General features: G+C 58.2%; 18 protein-coding genes and 1 other RNA gene. 15 read left to right on the top strand and 4 right to left on the bottom strand.

Annotated elements, in window-relative coordinates; all coding sequences use genetic code 11:
- Positions 1–56: 56 nt before the first annotated feature.
- On the bottom strand, positions 57–2,123 hold the full coding sequence (locus AC6I6H_RS21480) for a transglycosylase domain-containing protein (protein WP_497956512.1): 2,067 nt from the start codon (positions 2,121–2,123) through the stop codon (positions 57–59).
- A gap of 165 nt (positions 2,124–2,288) precedes the next feature.
- Between AC6I6H_RS21480 and AC6I6H_RS21475 the strand changes: the two genes are divergently transcribed.
- Entirely contained in the window at positions 2,289–2,615 is a 327-nt protein-coding gene (locus AC6I6H_RS21475) for a hypothetical protein (protein ID WP_497956511.1), read from the top strand.
- A gap of 150 nt (positions 2,616–2,765) precedes the next feature.
- On the top strand, positions 2,766–3,188 hold the full coding sequence (locus AC6I6H_RS21470) for a YwiB family protein (protein ID WP_497956509.1): 423 nt from the start codon (positions 2,766–2,768) through the stop codon (positions 3,186–3,188).
- Positions 3,189–3,254: 66 nt separating this feature from the next.
- On the opposite strand, the gene AC6I6H_RS21465 is transcribed toward AC6I6H_RS21470, so the two are convergent.
- Positions 3,255–4,310, bottom strand: a complete 1,056-nt coding sequence (locus AC6I6H_RS21465; protein ID WP_497956508.1) for a S8 family peptidase — start codon at positions 4,308–4,310, stop codon at positions 3,255–3,257.
- A 355-nt stretch (positions 4,311–4,665) separates the two neighbouring features.
- On the opposite strand from AC6I6H_RS21465, the gene rpoE reads away from it, so the two are divergent.
- The 13 genes from rpoE (at position 4,666) to recR (ending at position 18,137) form a co-directional block, all read left to right on the top strand.
- The gene (rpoE, locus tag AC6I6H_RS21460) at positions 4,666–5,178 is read left to right on the top strand and encodes a DNA-directed RNA polymerase subunit delta (protein ID WP_497956514.1); all 513 of its coding nucleotides are present in this window, start codon (positions 4,666–4,668) and stop codon (positions 5,176–5,178) included.
- A gap of 275 nt (positions 5,179–5,453) precedes the next feature.
- A complete protein-coding gene (gene pyrG / locus AC6I6H_RS21455) occupies positions 5,454–7,061 on the top strand; it encodes a CTP synthase (RefSeq protein ID WP_497956507.1) in 1,608 nt (535 codons plus the stop codon).
- A 152-nt stretch (positions 7,062–7,213) separates the two neighbouring features.
- Positions 7,214–7,597 carry a response regulator gene (locus AC6I6H_RS21450; RefSeq protein ID WP_497956506.1) on the top strand — a complete coding sequence of 128 codons (384 nt, stop codon included), beginning with the start codon at positions 7,214–7,216 and terminating at the stop codon, positions 7,595–7,597.
- A gap of 177 nt (positions 7,598–7,774) precedes the next feature.
- A complete protein-coding gene (gene fba / locus AC6I6H_RS21445; RefSeq protein ID WP_497956505.1) occupies positions 7,775–8,629 on the top strand; it encodes a class II fructose-1,6-bisphosphate aldolase in 855 nt (284 codons plus the stop codon).
- A 237-nt stretch (positions 8,630–8,866) separates the two neighbouring features.
- On the top strand, positions 8,867–10,117 hold the full coding sequence (murA, locus tag AC6I6H_RS21440; protein ID WP_497956503.1) for a UDP-N-acetylglucosamine 1-carboxyvinyltransferase: 1,251 nt from the start codon (positions 8,867–8,869) through the stop codon (positions 10,115–10,117).
- A 30-nt stretch (positions 10,118–10,147) separates the two neighbouring features.
- Positions 10,148–11,431: a transcription termination factor Rho gene (gene rho / locus AC6I6H_RS21435; protein ID WP_497956502.1), complete on the top strand. Its 1,284-nt coding sequence runs from the start codon at positions 10,148–10,150 to the stop codon at positions 11,429–11,431.
- A gap of 19 nt (positions 11,432–11,450) precedes the next feature.
- A complete protein-coding gene (locus tag AC6I6H_RS21430) occupies positions 11,451–12,755 on the top strand; it encodes a radical SAM family protein (protein WP_497956500.1) in 1,305 nt (434 codons plus the stop codon).
- Between the two features lie 90 nt (positions 12,756–12,845).
- Entirely contained in the window at positions 12,846–13,043 is a 198-nt protein-coding gene (gene rpmE / locus AC6I6H_RS21425) for a 50S ribosomal protein L31 (RefSeq protein ID WP_497956499.1), read from the top strand.
- Between the two features lie 179 nt (positions 13,044–13,222).
- Positions 13,223–13,489, top strand: an RNA gene (gene ffs, locus AC6I6H_RS21420) — signal recognition particle sRNA large type.
- A gap of 173 nt (positions 13,490–13,662) precedes the next feature.
- The gene (locus AC6I6H_RS21415) at positions 13,663–15,102 is read left to right on the top strand and encodes an ATP-binding protein (protein WP_497956498.1); all 1,440 of its coding nucleotides are present in this window, start codon (positions 13,663–13,665) and stop codon (positions 15,100–15,102) included.
- Positions 15,103–15,260: 158 nt separating this feature from the next.
- Positions 15,261–17,033, top strand: a complete 1,773-nt coding sequence (gene dnaX / locus AC6I6H_RS21410; protein ID WP_497956496.1) for a DNA polymerase III subunit gamma/tau — start codon at positions 15,261–15,263, stop codon at positions 17,031–17,033.
- Between the two features lie 12 nt (positions 17,034–17,045).
- Positions 17,046–17,357: a YbaB/EbfC family nucleoid-associated protein gene (locus AC6I6H_RS21405; protein WP_497956495.1), complete on the top strand. Its 312-nt coding sequence runs from the start codon at positions 17,046–17,048 to the stop codon at positions 17,355–17,357.
- Between the two features lie 183 nt (positions 17,358–17,540).
- Entirely contained in the window at positions 17,541–18,137 is a 597-nt protein-coding gene (gene recR, locus AC6I6H_RS21400) for a recombination mediator RecR (RefSeq protein ID WP_497956492.1), read from the top strand.
- Positions 18,138–18,152: 15 nt separating this feature from the next.
- Here the strand turns inward: recR and AC6I6H_RS21395 are convergent, their stop codons facing one another.
- Positions 18,153–18,416 carry a pro-sigmaK processing inhibitor BofA family protein gene (locus AC6I6H_RS21395; RefSeq protein WP_497956491.1) on the bottom strand — a complete coding sequence of 88 codons (264 nt, stop codon included), beginning with the start codon at positions 18,414–18,416 and terminating at the stop codon, positions 18,153–18,155.
- Between the two features lie 42 nt (positions 18,417–18,458).
- Positions 18,459–18,710, bottom strand: coding sequence for a DUF2508 family protein (locus AC6I6H_RS21390; protein WP_497956489.1), 252 nt, complete (start codon positions 18,708–18,710; stop codon positions 18,459–18,461).
- Positions 18,711–19,007: the final 297 nt, after the last annotated feature.

Raw genomic sequence — 19,007 nt, 5'->3', positions numbered from 1 at the left:
GAAGCAGCCGCCTGTTCCTCTTATGCCGGCAAAGAAGCAGCCGCCGGTTTCGCTTCCTAGCTGTTCCACCAGCGCTTGAAGTCGCTCCACCAGGAGCCCTTCTCTTTGCCGCTTTCCGGCTTCGTCTCCAAGGGAGGCGCGTCGGCGCAGTATTCGGTCGGCTCCGTGCCGGACACGAACGTCTCCATCCGGGCCTCGGCGCATCCGCGGCCTGCAAGCTTGCCGCTTTTCGGGTCGACGTAGACGCTCACGACGCCGTCCGGGACCGAAAACGGCTTGGGCGGCACGGCGGCCAGCGCCCGCTCCGTAAATTCGGCGAAGATCGGCGCGGCCTTGTGCGCCTCCGCCGACGTGATGGCGCGGCCCATGTCGTAGCCGACCCAGACCGCCGTGGCAAGCTCGGGCGTGAAGCCGACCATCCAGGCGTCGGTATTGGTCGTTCCGGTTTTTGCCGCCGCAGGCCGGTGCAGCAGATCGGAAACCCGGTAGCCCGTCCCTCCTTCTTCAAACACGCTTTCCAACAGACTGGTCAGCACATAGGCGTACGCCGGGTCGGCGGCCCTTTCGCGGGCGGGCCGCGCTTCATAGAGAACGCGGCCTTTGCTGTCCTCGATGCGCAGCACGGCCGTAGGCTCGACGCGCACGCCTCCGTTTGCGATCGTCCCGAAGGCGGACGCCATTTCAAACGGACTGACGGGGAAAGTGCCGAGCGCAAGGGAAGGCAGCGGCTCCAGCTTGCTTGTGATGCCGAGCTTTCGCGCGGTGGCGATCACCTTGTCCGCCCCGGCGTCGATCAGCGTGCGGACGGCGTAAATATTATTCGACTTGGCGATCGCTTGGCGCATGTCGAGCGGCTCAAAGGTAAACCGCCGGTCGTAATTGTTCGGGCGGTAAACTTTTTTTCCGTCATCGTACGGGAAATCGGTCGGCTCGTCCTTGTACTGCGTAAGCGGCGAGAAATTTTGCTCCAGGGCGGTCAGATAGACGACCGGCTTAAACGAAGAGCCGGGCTGCCGCGTTTCGGTAAACACGCGGTTGTATTGGTTGACGGCGTAATTTTTGCCGCCTACCATCGCCTTGACCGCTCCCGAACGCGGGTCGATGGCCACCAGCGCGGCCTGCAGGTCGCCGGTCTTGCCTACCTGCCGGGCAACCGCCGCCTCGGCGCTTTTCTGGGCGCGCAGGTCCAGCGTCGTATAGATCCGGAGGCCGCCGGCGTCGTAAAACGACTCGCCGAATCCCAGCCGATCCGTAACGACCGAGCGGACGTAGTCGCGGAAGTAGGGCGCCTGCGCGGACCGGGTGTCCTCCCGCCGCGGTAGAATAACGAGCTTCTCGGCGAGCGCCTTGTTCTCTTCCTCCCCGCTGATGACATTTTGCTCCCGCATCGCCTTCAGGATCAGCTTTTGCCGCTTGACCGCGTTGTCCATGTTGAAGTAAGGCGAAAAGTATTTCGGCCCCTTCGGCACTCCGGCCAAGAGAGCCGCTTCCGCCAGCGTCAGCTCCTTGACGTCCTTGCCGAAAAACATTTCGGACGCCGCTTGCACGCCGTAGGTGGAATGTCCGAAGTAGGCCTGGTTCAAATATTGCTCCAGAATCTCGTCCTTGGTGTACCGGATTTCCAGCTGGAGGGCGTAGACCGCCTCCTTTGCTTTGCGCGTCAAGGTTCGTTCATGGTTCAGAAAAAGGTTCCGGGCCAGCTGTTGGGTAATCGTGCTGGCGCCTTCGTTTTTGGACATGGCTTTGAGGTTGGTCAGGACGGCCCGCGTCAGGCCGCGGGCGTCAATGCCGGGATGCCGGTAGAACCGGCGGTCCTCGATGGCGATCGTGGCTTTGACCAGATAAGGAGACACTTCATCGAGACTTACGGGCTGACGGTTCTGCCCCACGCTCAGGGAATCGATCAGCCGGCCTTCGGCATCGTAAATGAGCGAGCTTTGCAAAAAGTTGGAGGCGGGGAGCGGCTGCGACCGGAGATAGAGATACCCGAGCAGCAGGCAGCTTGCCCCTACGAGGGCGGCCGCCGCGCAGAAGGAGGCCAGCCTGCCCGCCCGGCGCAGCCAGCGGAAAAAACGCGGGCTCCCGGCCGCGCGGCGTTCCATCTTTTCCGTTTCATGCTTCATCGCGCCTTGCCTCCTCCGGAACGGTCGTGTTTTTATCAGTATGGAAAAAGGTAGAAAAGGATATTCAGCGGCGGGCCCGGTTTGTCCGATTTCTTTTGAAAGGTCTTGTGGTAAAATGAAGGAAACAACTGCCGGAGGCATTTCGCGGCGACGGGGAGGCAGGCTATGGGTGCGTCAAAGGTATTGAAATTGGTCACGGGTTGTCTGGAGCTTTTCCTCGGCATTCCTATTCTGGGCGGGCTTTTTATTCTGGGGAGCGGGTGGCAGGTGCTGGGCTTCATGTTTATCCTTCACCTGGTTACGCTGATTGTCTGTTTGCGGGAGAGGGCCGGCGGTGCCGGGAGCGTGATCGGGATGGTCACCTCGGTGCTCGGCGTCATTCCGTTCGTGGGCATGATTCTGCACTGGGTGAGCGCGGCCGTCCTGCTGTTCAGCGGGCTAATGGGAAGCAACCGTCCGCCGCGGAGACCGACCCGCACTTATTTGCGCTGACGGAAGAAGAGAACAAAGAAGCGGCGGAGCCGGTCCCGGACCGTCCGCTTTTTTGTTTTTCGGGGCGGGTCCGGCCGCCCGTTTGCGCCGGCCGCTCTTCATCGGTAAACTGGGAGTTAAAACGCCCGCGAGCCGATAAGGAGGATACCCATGAACGGCAAAAGCCGGGTCGCCCTCCGGGTGACCAATTACAGCAGCGACGAGACGATCAGTCTTTCCTACGCGGCCGACCGTTATGTAAAAGGGGCAAATCAGTATTACCGTTATGAAGAGACGGGAGACGGGATGGGGCGCACGACCACCCTGCTGAAGATCGGCCCCGAAGAAATCCGGGTGCTTCGGCACGGGGACATCGAATCGGAGCAAACCTTCTCGGTGGGCGAGGAACGAGGCGGCTTTTACCGGACGGCACAGGGGACGATTCCCCTGATGACCCGGACAAGCCATGTTTCCGTCCGTCTGGAAGAAGGGAAGGGCACGGTGGAATGGACTTACGAGATGGAGCTCGCCGGAGAACCCGTCGGCGCGTACCGGCTGGTGGTCGAGATCATGGAGCCGGAGCCGGAAAGCTGATGAGCCGGCCGCATGACGACGGCCGCGCCGGCGCTGCCGGCGGGACCGCGCGCTCCAAAGTAATAGTTACCCGTCCGGCCTGGCAAGGGACTTCAGACAAAGCGCCGCGTTGACCTGGCCGGCGACTTGCCGCACCCGGTTCAGCGTCACGGCCGATGCGCCGCGGATCAGCGTCCGTTTGACCAGCCGGGGAGAAAGGCCGGGCTTTGCGGCCAGGATCAGAGCGATAACCCCGGCCACGTGGGACGTGGCCATCGAAGTGCCGCTGAGCTCCTGGTAGCGTCCGTTCAGCCACGTCGAGACGACCTTGTGGCCGGGCGCGTAGACATCGATCCGTTTGCCCCGGTTGCTGAACGGGGCCATTTTTTTGTTTTTGGTGGTCGCTCCGACCGCGATGACATGCCGGTACCGTGCGGGGTAATCGATGGCGTCCGCCCGCCCTTCGTTTCCGGAGGAAGCAACCACGATCAGGCCGGCCCGGTGAGCGGCGGCCAGAGTTTCTTCCAGCGCTTTGTTCGGATTTTTCATCCCGAAGCTCATGTTGACGATATCCATCCGGTTCTCCATGCACCAGCGCAGGCCGGCGACGATGTCGGAAACGAAGGCGTTGCCATTGCGGTCGAAGGCTTTGACCGCATAGATCGAGGCAGCCGGCGCGACGCCGAGCACCCCTTTCCACGCCGAAGCGGCGGCGATGGTCCCTGCGATGTGCGTCCCGTGGCCGTTGTCGTCGAGGGGCGGCCGGCTCGGCTGCAAAACGTTGTAGCCGCCTGCCGCAGCCTGCCGCAGATCAGGGTGATTGTAATCGATGCCCGTATCGATGACGGCGATCTTGACTTTTGCGCCTGCGGAGCGGGGCCAGGCGTCGGGAGCTTTTACTTCGCGAACGCCCCAGGGAATCCACGGCGTTCCCCGCTCGAGCAGAGAGGGCTGGGGCAGCACGAGGTCGGCCGGATACAGCGCCGCGCTCGCCCGCGCCGCCGGGAGCGGAACGTGCAGGCAGCCGATGGCCGCGACGGCCGCGTCCGAATCGGCGGCGGTCCGCATCGCCTCTTCCTCTGCGCTTGTGCCGGCCCGGAAGGCGTTATCGGCTGCGCCATCGGCGAAACGGCTCTCCCTCAATTGGAATCTCCCCTTCGCGGCTTAATCATGGCATATCCTATGAGGGGGCCGCGGGGTTGGACTGTGACGCCTGCCCGCCTGCCGCAAATAAACGCGCTGCTGCAAAAGCGGGGCGGCGGCGCCGGCTTGGGCCGGGCGCGGAGACACTCGTTTCTTTGGCTGATGACGGGAGGAGGAGAGCCGCCGGATGGAGCGCGCTCCCTCCCTTGCTTTTTTGCGGGAAATAGGGTTAACTATATGAATATGATGGGCCGAAATCCACCCGGAGCAAAAAGTTTGAGGGAGTGTGTTCTTATTGAACAACCAACAATATCCTCCACTGAAATTGAGCGAGGAGCAGGCGCGGGAAACGCCGATGGTCGATTTGGCATTTCAGGTGTTGAAGGCGGCCAATACGCCGTTTTACTACCGTGACCTGATGACGGAGGTCGCCAAATACAAAGGCTTCACCGACGAAGATATCCGTGGCGTCATCGCCCAGCTTTATACCGAGATCAACGTAGACGGACGCTTCGCCTGCGTCGGCAACAACCTGTGGGGCCTGAAGCGCTGGTACCCCGTGGACAACAAAGCCGAGGATGCGATGGGCGGCGGCAAGCATCCGCGCATCATCAACGAGGAAGACGACGACCTGGACGAAGAGGACACTTACCAGGAAGAAGAAGATACTTACGCCGGCGAAGAGGAAGACTTCGATACCTTTGACGAAGACCGCGAGGAAGTGACGGAGGAAGAGGAAGAGGAAGAATTCTTCCCCGACGAGGAGCTGGACGAAGAGGCCGAAGAAGCCGAGGAAACGGACGAAGCCGACGAAGAAGCGGAAGAGGACGATTTCGGAGAAGACGAAGCGGACGAAGACGAGAAATAACGCTCCCGGGCGCCTTCCTTTCCGGAAAGAAGGGGAGGGAAGGCGGGCCCGGACAACCGGGAGACCGGAGGCTGCCGGCGGGGCCGGAACCGGGCCCGCTAACTTTTCTCCAAGCCTTGACAGGGGCGCCGGCGAAAGGGTACACTATTGCTCGGGCTCGCGAATGAACGCTGAATCGAATACGGATAATGAAAAGTGCCCCGTTACTACGGGTGTCACTTTTTTGTTTTTTTTTGAGTAAGCGGGGGCTTATCAACAACCAGGGGGTTACTTTTGTGACGAAGTACATTTTTGTAACAGGCGGGGTCGTGTCGTCTCTCGGAAAGGGCATTACGGCAGCTTCCCTCGGCAGATTGCTGAAGAACCGCGGACTCAAGGTTACCATCCAGAAATTCGATCCTTATCTGAACGTCGATCCGGGAACGATGAGCCCGTACCAGCACGGTGAAGTATTTGTGACCGACGACGGAGCCGAGACGGACCTTGACCTCGGCCACTACGAACGTTTTATCGACATCAACCTGTCCAAGAACAGCAACGTGACCACGGGCAAGGTGTATTCGTCCGTCATTTCCAAGGAACGCCGCGGCGAATACCTGGGCGGAACCGTACAGGTCATTCCCCATATCACCAACGAAATCAAAGAACGGGTCTTCCGGGCCGGCCGGGAAACCCAAGCCGACGTCGTGATCACGGAAATCGGCGGAACGGTGGGCGACATTGAAAGCCTGCCTTTCCTGGAAGCGATCCGCCAGATCAAGAGCGACATCGGCCGTGAAAATGTGCTTTACATCCACGTTACGCTGATTCCTTACCTCAAGGCGGCGGGCGAGATGAAAACAAAGCCGACCCAGCACAGCGTCAAGGAGCTGCGCGGCATCGGCATCCAGCCGAACGTCATTGTGTGCCGCACGGAGAAGCCTCTGACCGAGGACATGAAGCGCAAGCTCGCTTTGTTCTGCGACATCGATCCGTCCGCCGTAATCGAGGGCATCGACGCGGACACCCTGTACGAAGTCCCGATGATGTACCGCGACCAGGGCTTGGACGAGTTTGTCGTCAACCACCTGAAGCTGGACGCCAAGCCGCTCGACCTGGCCGAATGGGAAGAAATGGTGGGCCGGATCAAGCGGCTGGAGCACCGCACGGAAATCGCCATCGTCGGCAAATACGTCGCGCTGCACGACGCTTATCTCAGCATCGTCGAAGCGCTGTCGCATGCCGGCTTCGGCATCAACACGGATGTCAAAATCCGCTGGGTGAACTCCGAAGAGATCACGGATAACAATGCCGCCGACCTTCTGGGCGGCGTGCAGGGCATTCTGGTGCCCTATGGCTTTGGGGACCGCGGCATCGAGGGCAAAATCGCGGCGATTCGTTACGCGCGCGAAAGCAAGGTGCCGTTCTTCGGCATCTGCCTCGGCATGCAGGTCGCCGTCATCGAGTACGCCCGCACCGTGGCCGGTCTGGCGGACGCGAACAGCTCCGAAATCAACCCGGCGACGCCGTATCCGGTGATCGACATCCTGCCGGAGCAAAAGGATATTGAAGACAAGGGCGGCACGATGCGCCTCGGCTTGTACCCCTGCAAGCTGGCTCCCGGCTCCCTTGCCGAGTCCTGCTACCAGGACGAGCTGGTCTATGAGCGCCACCGCCACCGGTACGAATTCAACAACCAGTTCCGCGAGCAGATCGAAGCGGCGGGTCTGCGGATTTCCGGCACATCGCCGGACGGCAGACTGGTGGAAATCGTCGAGCTTCCGGACCATCCGTGGTTCCTGGCTGTGCAGTTCCACCCGGAGTTTGCCTCCCGTCCGAACCGGCCGCAGCCGCTTTTCCGCGAATTTGTCAAAGCGGCGTTTCAGCACGGGCAGCAGCAATAAACCCGTGCCGGCCCGGCCCGCCTATTGCGGCGTGAGCGGTGCGGCGCAATGCATAAAAAATTCCACTTTTTTGCTGCGCGCAGGAAGGAAAACGAACCTCTTCGTCGAATGTAAGTTTTAGAAGAAATTTCCACCGTCGAGGAGGTTGCGTTTTGAACAAGAAAAAGCTGCTGATTGTTGACGACCAGAACGGAATCCGGGTGTTGTTGGTCGAGGTGTTTTCAAGCGAAGGCTACCAGACCTTTCAGGCGGCAAACGGCAAGAGGGCGCTGGAAATTGTTAAAGCGGAGTCTCCCGATCTGGTGCTGCTCGACATGAAGATTCCGGGTATGGACGGACTGGATATTTTGAAGCATATCAAGCAGATCGATTCCTCCATGAAAGTGATCATGATGACCGCTTACGGCGAGCTTGACATGATCAAGGAGGCGACCGATCTCGGGGCTTTGATGCATTTTACCAAACCGTTTGATATCGACGAGCTTCGGCTTGCCGTTAACCGTTACTTGAGCCCGCTGTCGGCCAGCGGACTCTGAAAAAAGATCCCGAAAGGGATCTTTTTTGGCATGGGCACCTTTTTCGTGCGAGATTTGTTTCTTTTGCTTGTCTGGGCGCTGTGTTATAATAGCAAAGTATGACTGGCGGGGAGGAATCGGCGGATTCCTCCCTGTGCGATGCACATATACGCGACCAACATTTAGGAGGAAGAAACTATGCCACTCGTTTCAATGAACGAATTCCTGCCCAAAGCCAAAGCCGGCAAATACGCCGTCGGCCAATTCAACATGAACAACCTGGAGTTCGCGCAAGCCATCACCCAAGCGGGCACCGAGCTGAAATCCCCGTTTATCTTCGGCGTCAGCGAAGGCGCGCTGAAATACATGGGAATCGAATTTACGGTTGCCCTGGCCGAAGCGGCCGCCAAGCAATCCGGTCTGCCGATTGCCCTTCACCTGGACCACGGCAGCTCGTTTGAAGTTGCAATGAAATGTATCCGCGCCGGCTTCAGCTCCGTTATGTTTGACGGCTCCCACCACCCGTACGAAGAAAACATCGCGCTGACGAAAGAAATCGTAAAAGCCGCCCGCGCCATGGGCGTATCGGTTGAAGGCGAGCTCGGAACGATCGGCGGAACGGAAGACGACATCTCCGTCGACGAAGAAAACGCCAACCTGGCGAACCCGGAAGAAGCGATCCGTTTCTACGAAGAAACCGGCGTAGACGCGCTGGCTATCGCAGTCGGCACCGCCCACGGCATGTATGCCGGCGAGCCGAAAATCCACTATGACATCATCGAGAAGGTCGCTTCCGCGATTCCGATCTCGCTCGTTCTGCACGGCGGTTCCGGCGTACCGGACGAAATGATCAAGCAAGCGATCCAATCCGGCGTAACGAAAATCAACGTCAACACCGAAAACCAAGTTGCCGGTACGGCCGCTATCCGCGAAGTCCTGAACAAGGACGCCAAAGTATACGACCCGCGCAAATACCTGGGTCCGGCTAAAGTCGCCATGGTCGAAGTCGTGAAATCCAAGATCGAACTGTTCGGCAGCGCGGGCAAAGCCTAATTCGCCTCATTGCATCAATTGACGCGTTACCGGCAATTCTTTGAGGAAACCGTCCGCCGGTTGCTCCCCTGGAGCAATCCGGACGCTTCCCGGTTGCCGGGCGCACCGTTCCCGGAGGAAAAGACATCGCATGCCCGATGTTTTTTCCTTCGGTCTTTTATCGGCGTTTTTTTGCTTTTTCGGTTTGCCCGGAACGCTCTTCAAAGTTGATTCGAGTTTGGAAGGATACGTGGACGAATGGACAAATTACTCATTGCAGGCGGCAAACCGCTCCGCGGCACCGTTTCGATCAGCGGCGCCAAGAACAGCGCCGTGGCGCTTATTCCGGCGGCCATTTTGGCCGAGTCGACCGTCGTGCTGGACAACCTTCCCGATCTAAGCGACGTCGCCATTTATTCCGAACTGCTCGAAGAGCTTGGCGCGACGGTGGAACGAAGCGGGGATCAGATGAAAATCGACCCTTCCGCTTTGCGTTCGGTTCCCTTGCCGAACGGCAACGTGAAGAAACTTCGCGCTTCCTATTACCTGATGGGCGCTTTGCTCGGCCGGTTTGGGGAAGCGGTGGTCGGATTGCCCGGCGGCTGCAATTTCGAGCCCCGTCCGATCGATCAGCATATCAAAGGGTTTGAGGCTCTGGGTGCACGGGTAAGCACTGAAGGAGGAGCCATTCACATCCGCGCCAAAGAGCTGCGCGGCACCAAAGTTTACCTCGATGTCGTAAGCGTCGGGGCGACGATTAACTTAATGCTGGCGGCCTCGCGGGCCAAAGGTGTAACCGTTATCGAAAATGCGGCCAAAGAGCCTGAAATCATAGACGTGGCGACCCTGCTCAATTCCATGGGCGCCAAAATCATCGGAGTGGGCACCGAAACGATCCGCATCGAAGGGGTGGATTCCCTTCACGGCTGCCGGCACTCCATTATTCCGGACCGGATTCAGGCCGGAACTTACATGATTGCCGCCGCGGCGACGCGCGGCGATGTCGTGGTCGACAATGTCATTCCGAAGCACCTGGAAGCCATCACGGCAAAGCTGCTGGAGATGGGCGTCCAGATAACCGAAATGGACGAAGCGCTGCGGGTGACCGGACGTCCCTCATACGAAGCGGTTGACGTGCGGGCGCTCGTGTATCCCGGCTTTGCCACCGATATTCAATCCCCGATGTGCAGTCTGCTCACCCAGGCAACCGGCACCAGCATGCTGACGGACTATGTGTTCTCCAGCCGGTTCAAGTACGTACCCGAACTGATTCGCATGGGCGCCAACATCAAGCTGGAAGGCCGGTCCGCTATTGTGACGGGCGGCGTTCTTTCCCCTGCCGCAGTGCGCGCCACCGATCTTCGGGCGGGCGCGGCGCTTGTGGTGGCGGGACTTACGGTTCCGCAGGGCGGGGTAACCGAAATCACCGGGGTCGAATACATCGACCGGGGGTATGACCGGCTGGTAGAGAACCTCGCATGTCTTGGAGCGGAAATCTGGCGGGAATAACACCAAAAAAATAATAAGCGTGGTGGTTACATGGATTTGCAGTTGGCCCAATTGGAAGAATTGAAGCTGACCGAGCTGTACAAGCTGGCGAAAACACATCAAATTCCTTATTACGGGCAAATGAAAAAGAGGGAGCTCATTTTCGCGATTCTGCGCGCCCAGGCCGAAAAAGGCGGGCTGATGTTCATGCAGGGTGTGCTGGAGATTCTGCAGGAGGGCTTCGGGTTCCTGCGCCCCATCAACTATCTCCCGAGCTCCGAAGACATCTACATCTCCGCGTCCCAAATCCGCAAATTCGACTTGCGGTCGGGAGACCTGGTTTCGGGCAAATGCCGGCCGCCGAAGGAAAACGAACGGTATTTCGGCCTTCTGCAAGTGGAGGCAGTCAACGGCGAGAAGCCGGAGACGGCCGCCGAACGGCTGCATTTCCCCGCTCTTACCCCTTTGTATCCGCAGAAAAAGATTGTTCTGGAGACGTCCCCTACCCATCTTTCGACCCGCGTGATGGATTTGCTCTGTCCGGTCGGCCTGGGCCAGCGCGGCCTGCTGGTCGCTCCTCCGAAAGCCGGGAAAACCTTGCTTTTGAAGGAAATCGCCAACAGCATTTCGACCAACTATCCGGAAATCGAGCTTTTTGTGCTGCTGATCGACGAGCGGCCGGAAGAAGTGACGGATATGCAGCGTTCGGTCAAGGGCGAGGTGGTTGCTTCGACCTTCGACGAGCTGCCCGAAAATCACATCAAGGTGGCCGAGCTGGTGCTGGAACGGGCCCAGCGTTTGGTGGAGCATAAAAAGGACGTCGTGATTTTGCTGGACAGCATCACGCGGTTGGCCCGGGCTTACAACCTGGTTGTGCCGCCGACCGGCCGGACGCTTTCCGGCGGGATCGACCCCGGGGCGTTCCATCGCCCGAAACGCTTTTTCGGCGCCGCCCGGAACATTGAGGAAGGCGGCAGCCTGACCATTCTGGCGACGGCTTTGGTGGAAACCGGGTCGCGGATGGACGATGTCATTTACGAGGAGTTTAAAGGAACGGGCAATCTGGAGCTGCATCTGGACCGGAAGCTGGCGGAGCGCCGCATATTCCCGGCGATTGACATCCGGCGGTCCGGAACGCGGCGCGAAGAAATGCTGCTGACCAAAGAGGAGCTCGACAAGATCTGGGCTTTGCGCAAGAACATGCAGGATTCCCATGAAGTGACGGACTCCTTCCTGAAGAAGCTGGCAGAAGCGAAGACCAACCAAGAATTTCTAGACATGATGGATACCGCCCCGCCCGCTCCCGTTAAACGGCCGCGTACGCCGATATCGTAAGCAAGGAGGAGAACGACACGTGAATCTGGTTTACGCCGACCCGAACGGTCAGGTGTTCGATCATCCCGAATACAAGGCGCTTGGCCGCAGCGCGGATCAAGTGGTGGAAATTCTGGATGACGAGCTGATTCCCCTGCCCGAAGGCGCGACGCTGGTCGGCTTGCCCGGCACACGGCCCGTCTGCATGGAGCCGGGGACCGGCAGCATGCTGGCTTTGCAGGAGGACAGCCAGGCGGTCGGGGCGCTTTTGCCCCAAGGCTATACGCGGCTTCTGCTGCCCGGGTATGTGAAAACGGGCAAGGACGTGGTGCTTCCGCTGTTTGGCTATACAGCCGTGGTTTGGAAAGACGGCGGGTTTTGGGTTGCCGCCCGGAAGAGCGACGATCCGTTTCCCTGGAATCCGCTTAACTGCGATCCTTCGGAGCTGGAGCGGAGCGTCAAGGCGCTCACCGGCCGTTACCCCGAGAACCGCCTCTATGAGCATTTGTCCCACTGCGCGCTCGGGTATGAATGCCTGACCGCTTCCAATACGTTTTTGCAGCGCTGGGAAGGTGCCGTTCCGGTGTCCTACTCGTGCAACGCCGGCTGCTTCGGCTGCATTTCCGAGCAGCCGGACGACAGTGCGTTCCCGTCGCCGCAAACCCGTCTGACCTTCCGCCCGACGGTGGACGAGGTGGCTCAGATTATGCTGGAGCACCTCAAGACGCCCGAAAGCATCATCAGCTTCGGACAGGGCTGTGAGGGCGAGCCGTCTACCCAGGCCCCGCTGATCATCAAGGCGATCCGCAAGGTGAGGGAGCAGACGGATCTGGGCTACATCAACATCAACACCAACGCTGGGCTGACGGATCACATTCGCGGGATCGTCGACGCCGGGCTGCAGCTGATGCGGGTCAGCACGATCAGCGCGCTGGACGAGCATTACAATGCGTATTACCGGCCGAGAGGCTACACGCTGAAAAACGTTGAGAAATCGATCCGGTACGCCGCCGACAAAGGCGTGCTGGTTTCGCTGAACTATCTGATTTTCCCCGGCGTAACCGACCGCGAAGAAGAGATGGAGGCGATGATCGGGCTGATCCGCCGCTCGGGCGTCAAGCTGGTCCAGATGCGGAACCTCAACATCGACCCGGAAAGCTACCTGAATCTTATCCCGCCGGCGCAGGGTGAAATCTACGGCATGAAGCAGATGATTTCGATTTTTCAGGACGAGCTTCCGGACGTCGCCATTGGCTCCTACTCGCATACGCCCGCCGGGCTGGAGAAAAAGCTGCGGCTGGACCGCCTGCAGTCGGCATCCGAAGCCGGCGGTGGAAAAGCTTGATTTTAGAGCCTGCTGCATGATATACTCGTTTAGTGCGTCATATAACTCTGGGTCGACATCACTGACTCAGGGCGGAAAGAGGTGAAAGAGATGAAACAAGGAATTCATCCGAACTACAACGTAACCACGGTTACCTGTGCTTGCGGCAACACTTTCGAAGCGGGCTCCGTCAAGAACAACGTCCGCGTTGAAATTTGCTCGGCTTGCCATCCGTTCTTCACCGGCAAACAGAAGTTCATCGATGCCGGCGGCCGCGTGGACAAGTTCAAAAAGAAATACGGCATCTAAGAACACCGGAACTGACAGACAAAACCTTTCCCTTGCGGAAAGGTTTTTTTGTTGCTTTGAACGGCTGGTTGCGGCGGTAACGGCCGGATTGGACCTGTATGGAGCCTCTCCTCTGAGGGCGGCAAGCAGTCTTTGCCATGCCTTGCTTATCTTGACCGCTTGGAGTATAATAAACTTTACCGTGCTAGATGGGGAGGTAGCGGCGCCCTGTAACCCGCAATCCGCTACAGCGGGATTGAATTCCTGCCAGCGGTCTTGTCGATGTAAGGTCTGACGCTTATACGAAGTGTTGACAGCCGGGTCCTTCGCAATGGATGCCCGTGAACCCGGTCAGGTCCGGAAGGAAGCAGCCGTAAGCGGGACGTTTCATGTGCCGAAGGGCAGCCTAGCTTGAGCTTACGATAAGTGTTCCGCTTGGATCGCAACGATCAATGGCAGGTGCACGGCCTTCATATTGATTACAAAACGTTTCCTTCGGGGAACGTTTTTTGCTTTTTTCCGTGAAAAGTTCAAGGAGAGCGGGGGGAAAAGCAATTTAGCAGGAAGGATATTGAAAATTTTCATAGAATGTTATGTAAGGGAAGAAATGACTGTTCTTCGACGGTGGGGGGGAAGGGTGTTGTCATCTCCGCAAAAATGGTGCATGCACGCAACCACGGAAGAAATAAACGATTTTATGGCCGGCTGCCTCCAATATGCCGTTCTCCTGACAGATCAGACCGGTATTATCACAGGCGCAAGTCCGGCATTTCGCGAATCGTTGAGCTACGGCGCACATGAGCTGATCGGTCTGCCGATACGGGAACTGGTGCAGGACTATACACCGGCGGCCGCTTCAGCTGCACCCGCTCCCGCCCTGAAGCAGACCGCATTGACGGAAAGGCATGTCAAACTGCGCACGGCACAGGGCAGCACAAAGGAGGGCCGCATGCTGGAAAAATGGCTGCTCGACCCGGAATCGCGCCCTTTTCGGATGCTGGTTTTTCCCGGGTTATCGGACTTTCCCAATCTGAATTTGCTTCAGCAGTTCGCGGGAACGTTCATGAGCGATATCAATCTGGGTGTGCTGTTGATCGACAACTCGTTTCATTTGGCCGATATCAGCGATATGGCCTGCCGTATTCTGGGGTTCCGGCGCGATGATGTGCTGGGCAAGCCGATGGAGGATATTTTTGCGGCGGTTCCGGTGGAGCACCGGCTGGTGCACCGCTCCATCCTGGACGGGGTCGTGGTGCGCAATCATGCCGTATCATGGATGAATAATCAGGAGCGCTACGAGCTTCTGCTTGACTCGAATCTGTTGAAGGACACAAGCGGGCATACGGTCGGAGCGTACATTATGTTCAAAGACGTCACCAATTTGCGCTCGCTGGAGGAACAGGTGAAACGAAGCGACCGGCTGGCGATGATCGGTCAGATTGCCGCGGGGACTGCGCATGAAATCCGAAATCCGCTTACGTCCATCAAAGGCTTTTTGCAGGTGCTCAGTCAAAGCTTCGCCGGAAAAGGAATGGAAAAGGAAGAGTCGTACACGGAAATCATGCTCACGGAAATCAACCGCATTAATGATTTGGTGAGCGAAATTTTGCTGCTTGGGAAAAGAAAGGACGTTAATTATCACGAGGTGGAAATCCAAACCACCATGAAGGAAATTTTGCCCATTATCGAGAATGAAGCGATTCTTCATGGAATCGAAGTAACATACGAGCCTGCCGCCCAGCTTCCAAAAGTGATTGCCGACCGGGAGCTGCTGAAGCAGGTTTTCCTTAACATATCCAAGAACGGCATCGAAGCCATGACGGAAGGAGGAGCGTTGACGATCACCGAACGGGCCGATACTGACGAGCGTTACGTGATTGTGGAGATCCACGATACCGGTCCGGGGATTCCCAACTTTTTGATTGACAAGATCTTCGACCCCTTTTTCACCACCAAATCGGAGGGGACCGGGCTTGGGCTCTCGGTTTGCCAGCGTATCGTTCACGACATGGGCGGTACAATCCGCGTAAGCACGAAGGGGTTCGGAACCACCTTTCTCGTTTGCATTCCTTACTCCTGACCGGGAGCGGCAAAGGCCTCTGGCAAAGAGGCTTTTTCGCATTTCCGCGGCTGGCGCGCGACGTCTGCCGTCTTGGGGAACCGGTTTATCCGAGGGGGAAACTAATGTATAATAGAAAGTATCAATACCGTTGCCACCAGACGGGCAGAGAGGGATCTATGGCGCATATAGCTTTGTATAGAAGTTGGAGGCCGCAGTCCTTCGCCGATGTCGTCGGGCAGTCCCCTATCGTTCGGACGCTGCAAAATTCGCTGCGGGAAGGCAGGCTGAGCCATGCCTACCTGTTCAGCGGTCCGCGGGGGACGGGAAAGACGTCGATGGCGAAGGTGCTGGCCAAGGCTGTGAACTGCGAGCGCGGCCCCGCCGAGGAGCCGTGCAACGAATGCGACACCTGCCGCCGCATCACCGAGGGTTCGGTGATCGACGTGCTGGAGATCGACGCCGCTTCCAACCGGGGCGTGGATGAAATCCGCGACCTGCGGGATAAAGTGAAATACGCGCCGACCGAAGTGCGGCGCAAGGTTTACATCATCGACGAAGTGCACATGCTGACCACGGAAGCGTTCAACGCCCTGTTGAAGACGCTGGAAGAACCGCCCGAGCATGTCATGTTCATCTTGGCGACTACCGAGCCGCACCGGCTCCCCGCGACGATTATTTCCCGCTGCCAGAAGTTCGACTTCCGCCGGGTAGCCGCGGAAGAGCAAACGGAGCGTTTGGCCCGGGTCGCTCAAGAAGAAGGGTTTGAAGCCGACCGGGAGGCGCTGCGCTACATCGCCAAGCTTTCCGAAGGCGGCATGCGGGATGCGATCAGTCTGCTGGATCAGATCGCTTCCTTTTCCGGCGGGCGGGTAAGCTACGAATCTGTCGTCTCGATTACCGGAGGCATGACCTCGGAGCTTTTTGCATCGCTTGCCCGGGCCGTGCTGGAGCGGGATGCCGGGCGGTGCCTGGAGATCGCCGAGGGTATGCTGCGCGACGGCAAAAGTGCCGACAAATGCGTGGAAAGCCTTCTGCTTTACTTCCGGGATCTGCTGATGATTCTGACCGTTCCGGACTCCGCCGCCGTGACCGACCGGATTCTGGATGTTCACGAATACCGCGAAATCGCATCCGGCTTTCGGCCGGAAGAGCTGTTCCGCATCATCGAAATCCTGAATCATTCGCAGTCGGAGATGAAATATGCCGCTCAGCCGCAAATCATGTTTGAGGTGGCGCTGCTGAAGCTTTGCGGAGCGGGCGGGCCGGCGGCTGCGGAAAGCGGAGCAGGCCGGCAGGCACAGGCTCCCGCAAGCGGAAGCGCTCCGGCCGACCGGCAATTGATCGGCGAGCTGAAGCGGAGAATTGAAGAGCTGGAACGCCGGATTGAAAAATGGTCGGGCGGCGCCGGATCGTCGCCCGAGCCGAACCGGGACGGGGGGGGCGGCAGAATAGAGCGCCCGCCGTCCGCCGTCCGCAGCAGTTCCGGCGGCGGAGGCGCGGGTCCGAAACGAACCGTGCGCCTGGACCGCTTTGTGGAAGCGGCGGGTTCCGATCAGCTGAAGCCGATTCTTCTGAATTGGAGCCAGGTCTTGTCCCAGGTCAAGGAACGGAAAATCACCGTCCACGCCTGGCTGATCGACGGAGAACCCGTCTCCTTCGAGTCGGAAACGGTCCTGCTGGCCTTTAAAAGCGCGATGCACCGGGAAACAACGGAGCGTCCGGCCAACCGGCAGCTGATCGAGCAGGTCATGAACGAAGTTTACGGACAGCCGTACAAGTTGGCGACCGCCCTCATGAAAGACTGGAAAGACGCGCAGCAGGAAGCAAAGGAAGCTCCGGCGCCCGAGGTGCTGCAGCTCGAACCGGAGGAACCGGATGCGCCCGATGAAGTAGTGTCGGAAGCGATTCGGCTGTTCGGGGAAGAATTGGTTCATATTAAAGAAAAATAGGAGCTGATCATAGTGAACAACATGAATCAGATGATGAAGCAGGTCAAAAAAATGCAGGAGCAAATGCTGAAGGCCCAGGAAGAGCTGGCGTCCAAAACGGTTGAAGGCACTGCCGGCGGCGGGGTAGTCACCGTAACCGTAAACGGCCAGAAAAAGGTCATGGGCGTTGTCATCAAACCGGAGGCGGTTGATCCGGACGATGTGGAAATGCTGCAGGACCTGGTGCTCGCGGCTGTTAACGATGCGATGGCCAAAGCCGAAGAACTGGCCAACAAAGACATGGGCAAACTTACCGGGGGCATGAAGATTCCCGGCTTGTTCTAAGTTTTACGCTGCCAGAGCCGGAATGGGCGAAGCGGCCGGTTGCGGGGCACGGCGAACGCCGCGTTCCCGAAAGCCGGCCGCTTCCGCTTGCTTTACCGCGGCGTTATGCCGCGCCATAATACGGATCAGGCGCCGGGCTTCTCGGGCCGTTCGCTTTTATCCATACCGAAAGAAGGGCATTCCTTGTACTATCCAGAACCGATTGCCAAGCTCATCGACGCCTTTACCCGTCTTCCCGGTATCGGGCCCAAAACGGCGGGAAGGCTTGCGTTTCAGGTGCTGCGCATGAAGGAAGAGGACGTGACGGATTTTGCGAAAGCGCTCGTAAACGTCAAACGCAACCTTCATTACTGCTCTGTTTGCTGCAACATTACGGACATTGATCCGTGCCGTATCTGCCAGGACAAGAGCCGCGACGCCTCCGTCGTCTGCGTGGTCCAGGAACCAAAGGACCTTGTGGCGATGGAGCGGACCAAAGAATTCAACGGGTATTATCATGTCCTGCATGGCGCCATTTCCCCCATGGAAGGCATTGGGCCGGACGAGATATACATTGCCGAGCTTCTCAAGCGGCTGAGCGACGAAAAGGTGCAGGAGCTGATTCTGGCCACCAACCCGAACATTGAAGGGGAGGCCACCGCCATGTATTTGTCCCGGCTGGTGAAGCCGTTCGGCCTGCGGGTCACAAGAATAGCCCACGGCTTGCCGGTGGGCGGTGATTTGGAATATGCGGATGAAGTAACGCTGACGAAAGCGCTGGAGGGGCGGAGGGAGCTGTAGCCCTCCCTTTTTTTATTACAGGAGAAAAAATTTGACGGCGGACAGAGCAGCCAGCCCCGGCAGTCCGAGCAGACCGACGATGGCGACCGTTCCTCCGTTTACGGGGAGATGAAACTGGCTTCCCGCGCCGATCCAGTTGACGGCGTACAAGGCAAGAATAGCACCGACGGCCAGGGAGGCCGCTTTAACGAGCAGAAGACGGGAGTAGCGGTTGCGGATCAGCAGCACGGTCAACAGGAGTCCCGATCCGATTAGAACGCTCCATAACGTCACGCGCATGTTTTCACCTCCCTTCGGGGGAAATATAGGGCCGCCGGATGATTACCGGATATAAAACGGGGCGTCGTTCCAATTCATCTGTTTGGCCTTTTTCAACAGCATGTCGTATTTTTTCTCCGCAGCGGCAATGGCGAAAATGACATAATCGATTTCCTCCTCCGTCACGCCGGCCCACTGCAGGTGATGATGGGCATTGTCCCACATCTGATGGACCGCGCGGATTTCCTCCAGCATCCGCAGCTTGTCCTCTTCAAGCTCACGGCTTCTCGGAGGGCTGCTTCTCCAAATTTTCATGGGATAACCTCCTGACGATTATAAAATGAAACAGACGGCCGGAGACAGCTGGGGCTCCGCCATATCATCGATGTGACGAAACGTTCCGGCTTGCTAGGATGAAAAGGAACGGTAGTTCAAGAGAAGACCCTATAAGTAGATATAAGAGCCGAAACGGGAGATTAGAACCGCTTTTCCAAAAAGATAAATATTCCAGTTGACGCGTATTGGAGGCGCATGATATATTATTCAAGTCGCTTCTGACAGCGGCGTAAACATGGTCCTTTGAAAACTGAACAACGAGTGAACAAGCAACAA

It is taken from the genome of Gorillibacterium sp. sgz306347 (assembly GCF_059735245.1).
This window is presented reverse-complemented; position numbering and strand designations above follow the sequence as displayed.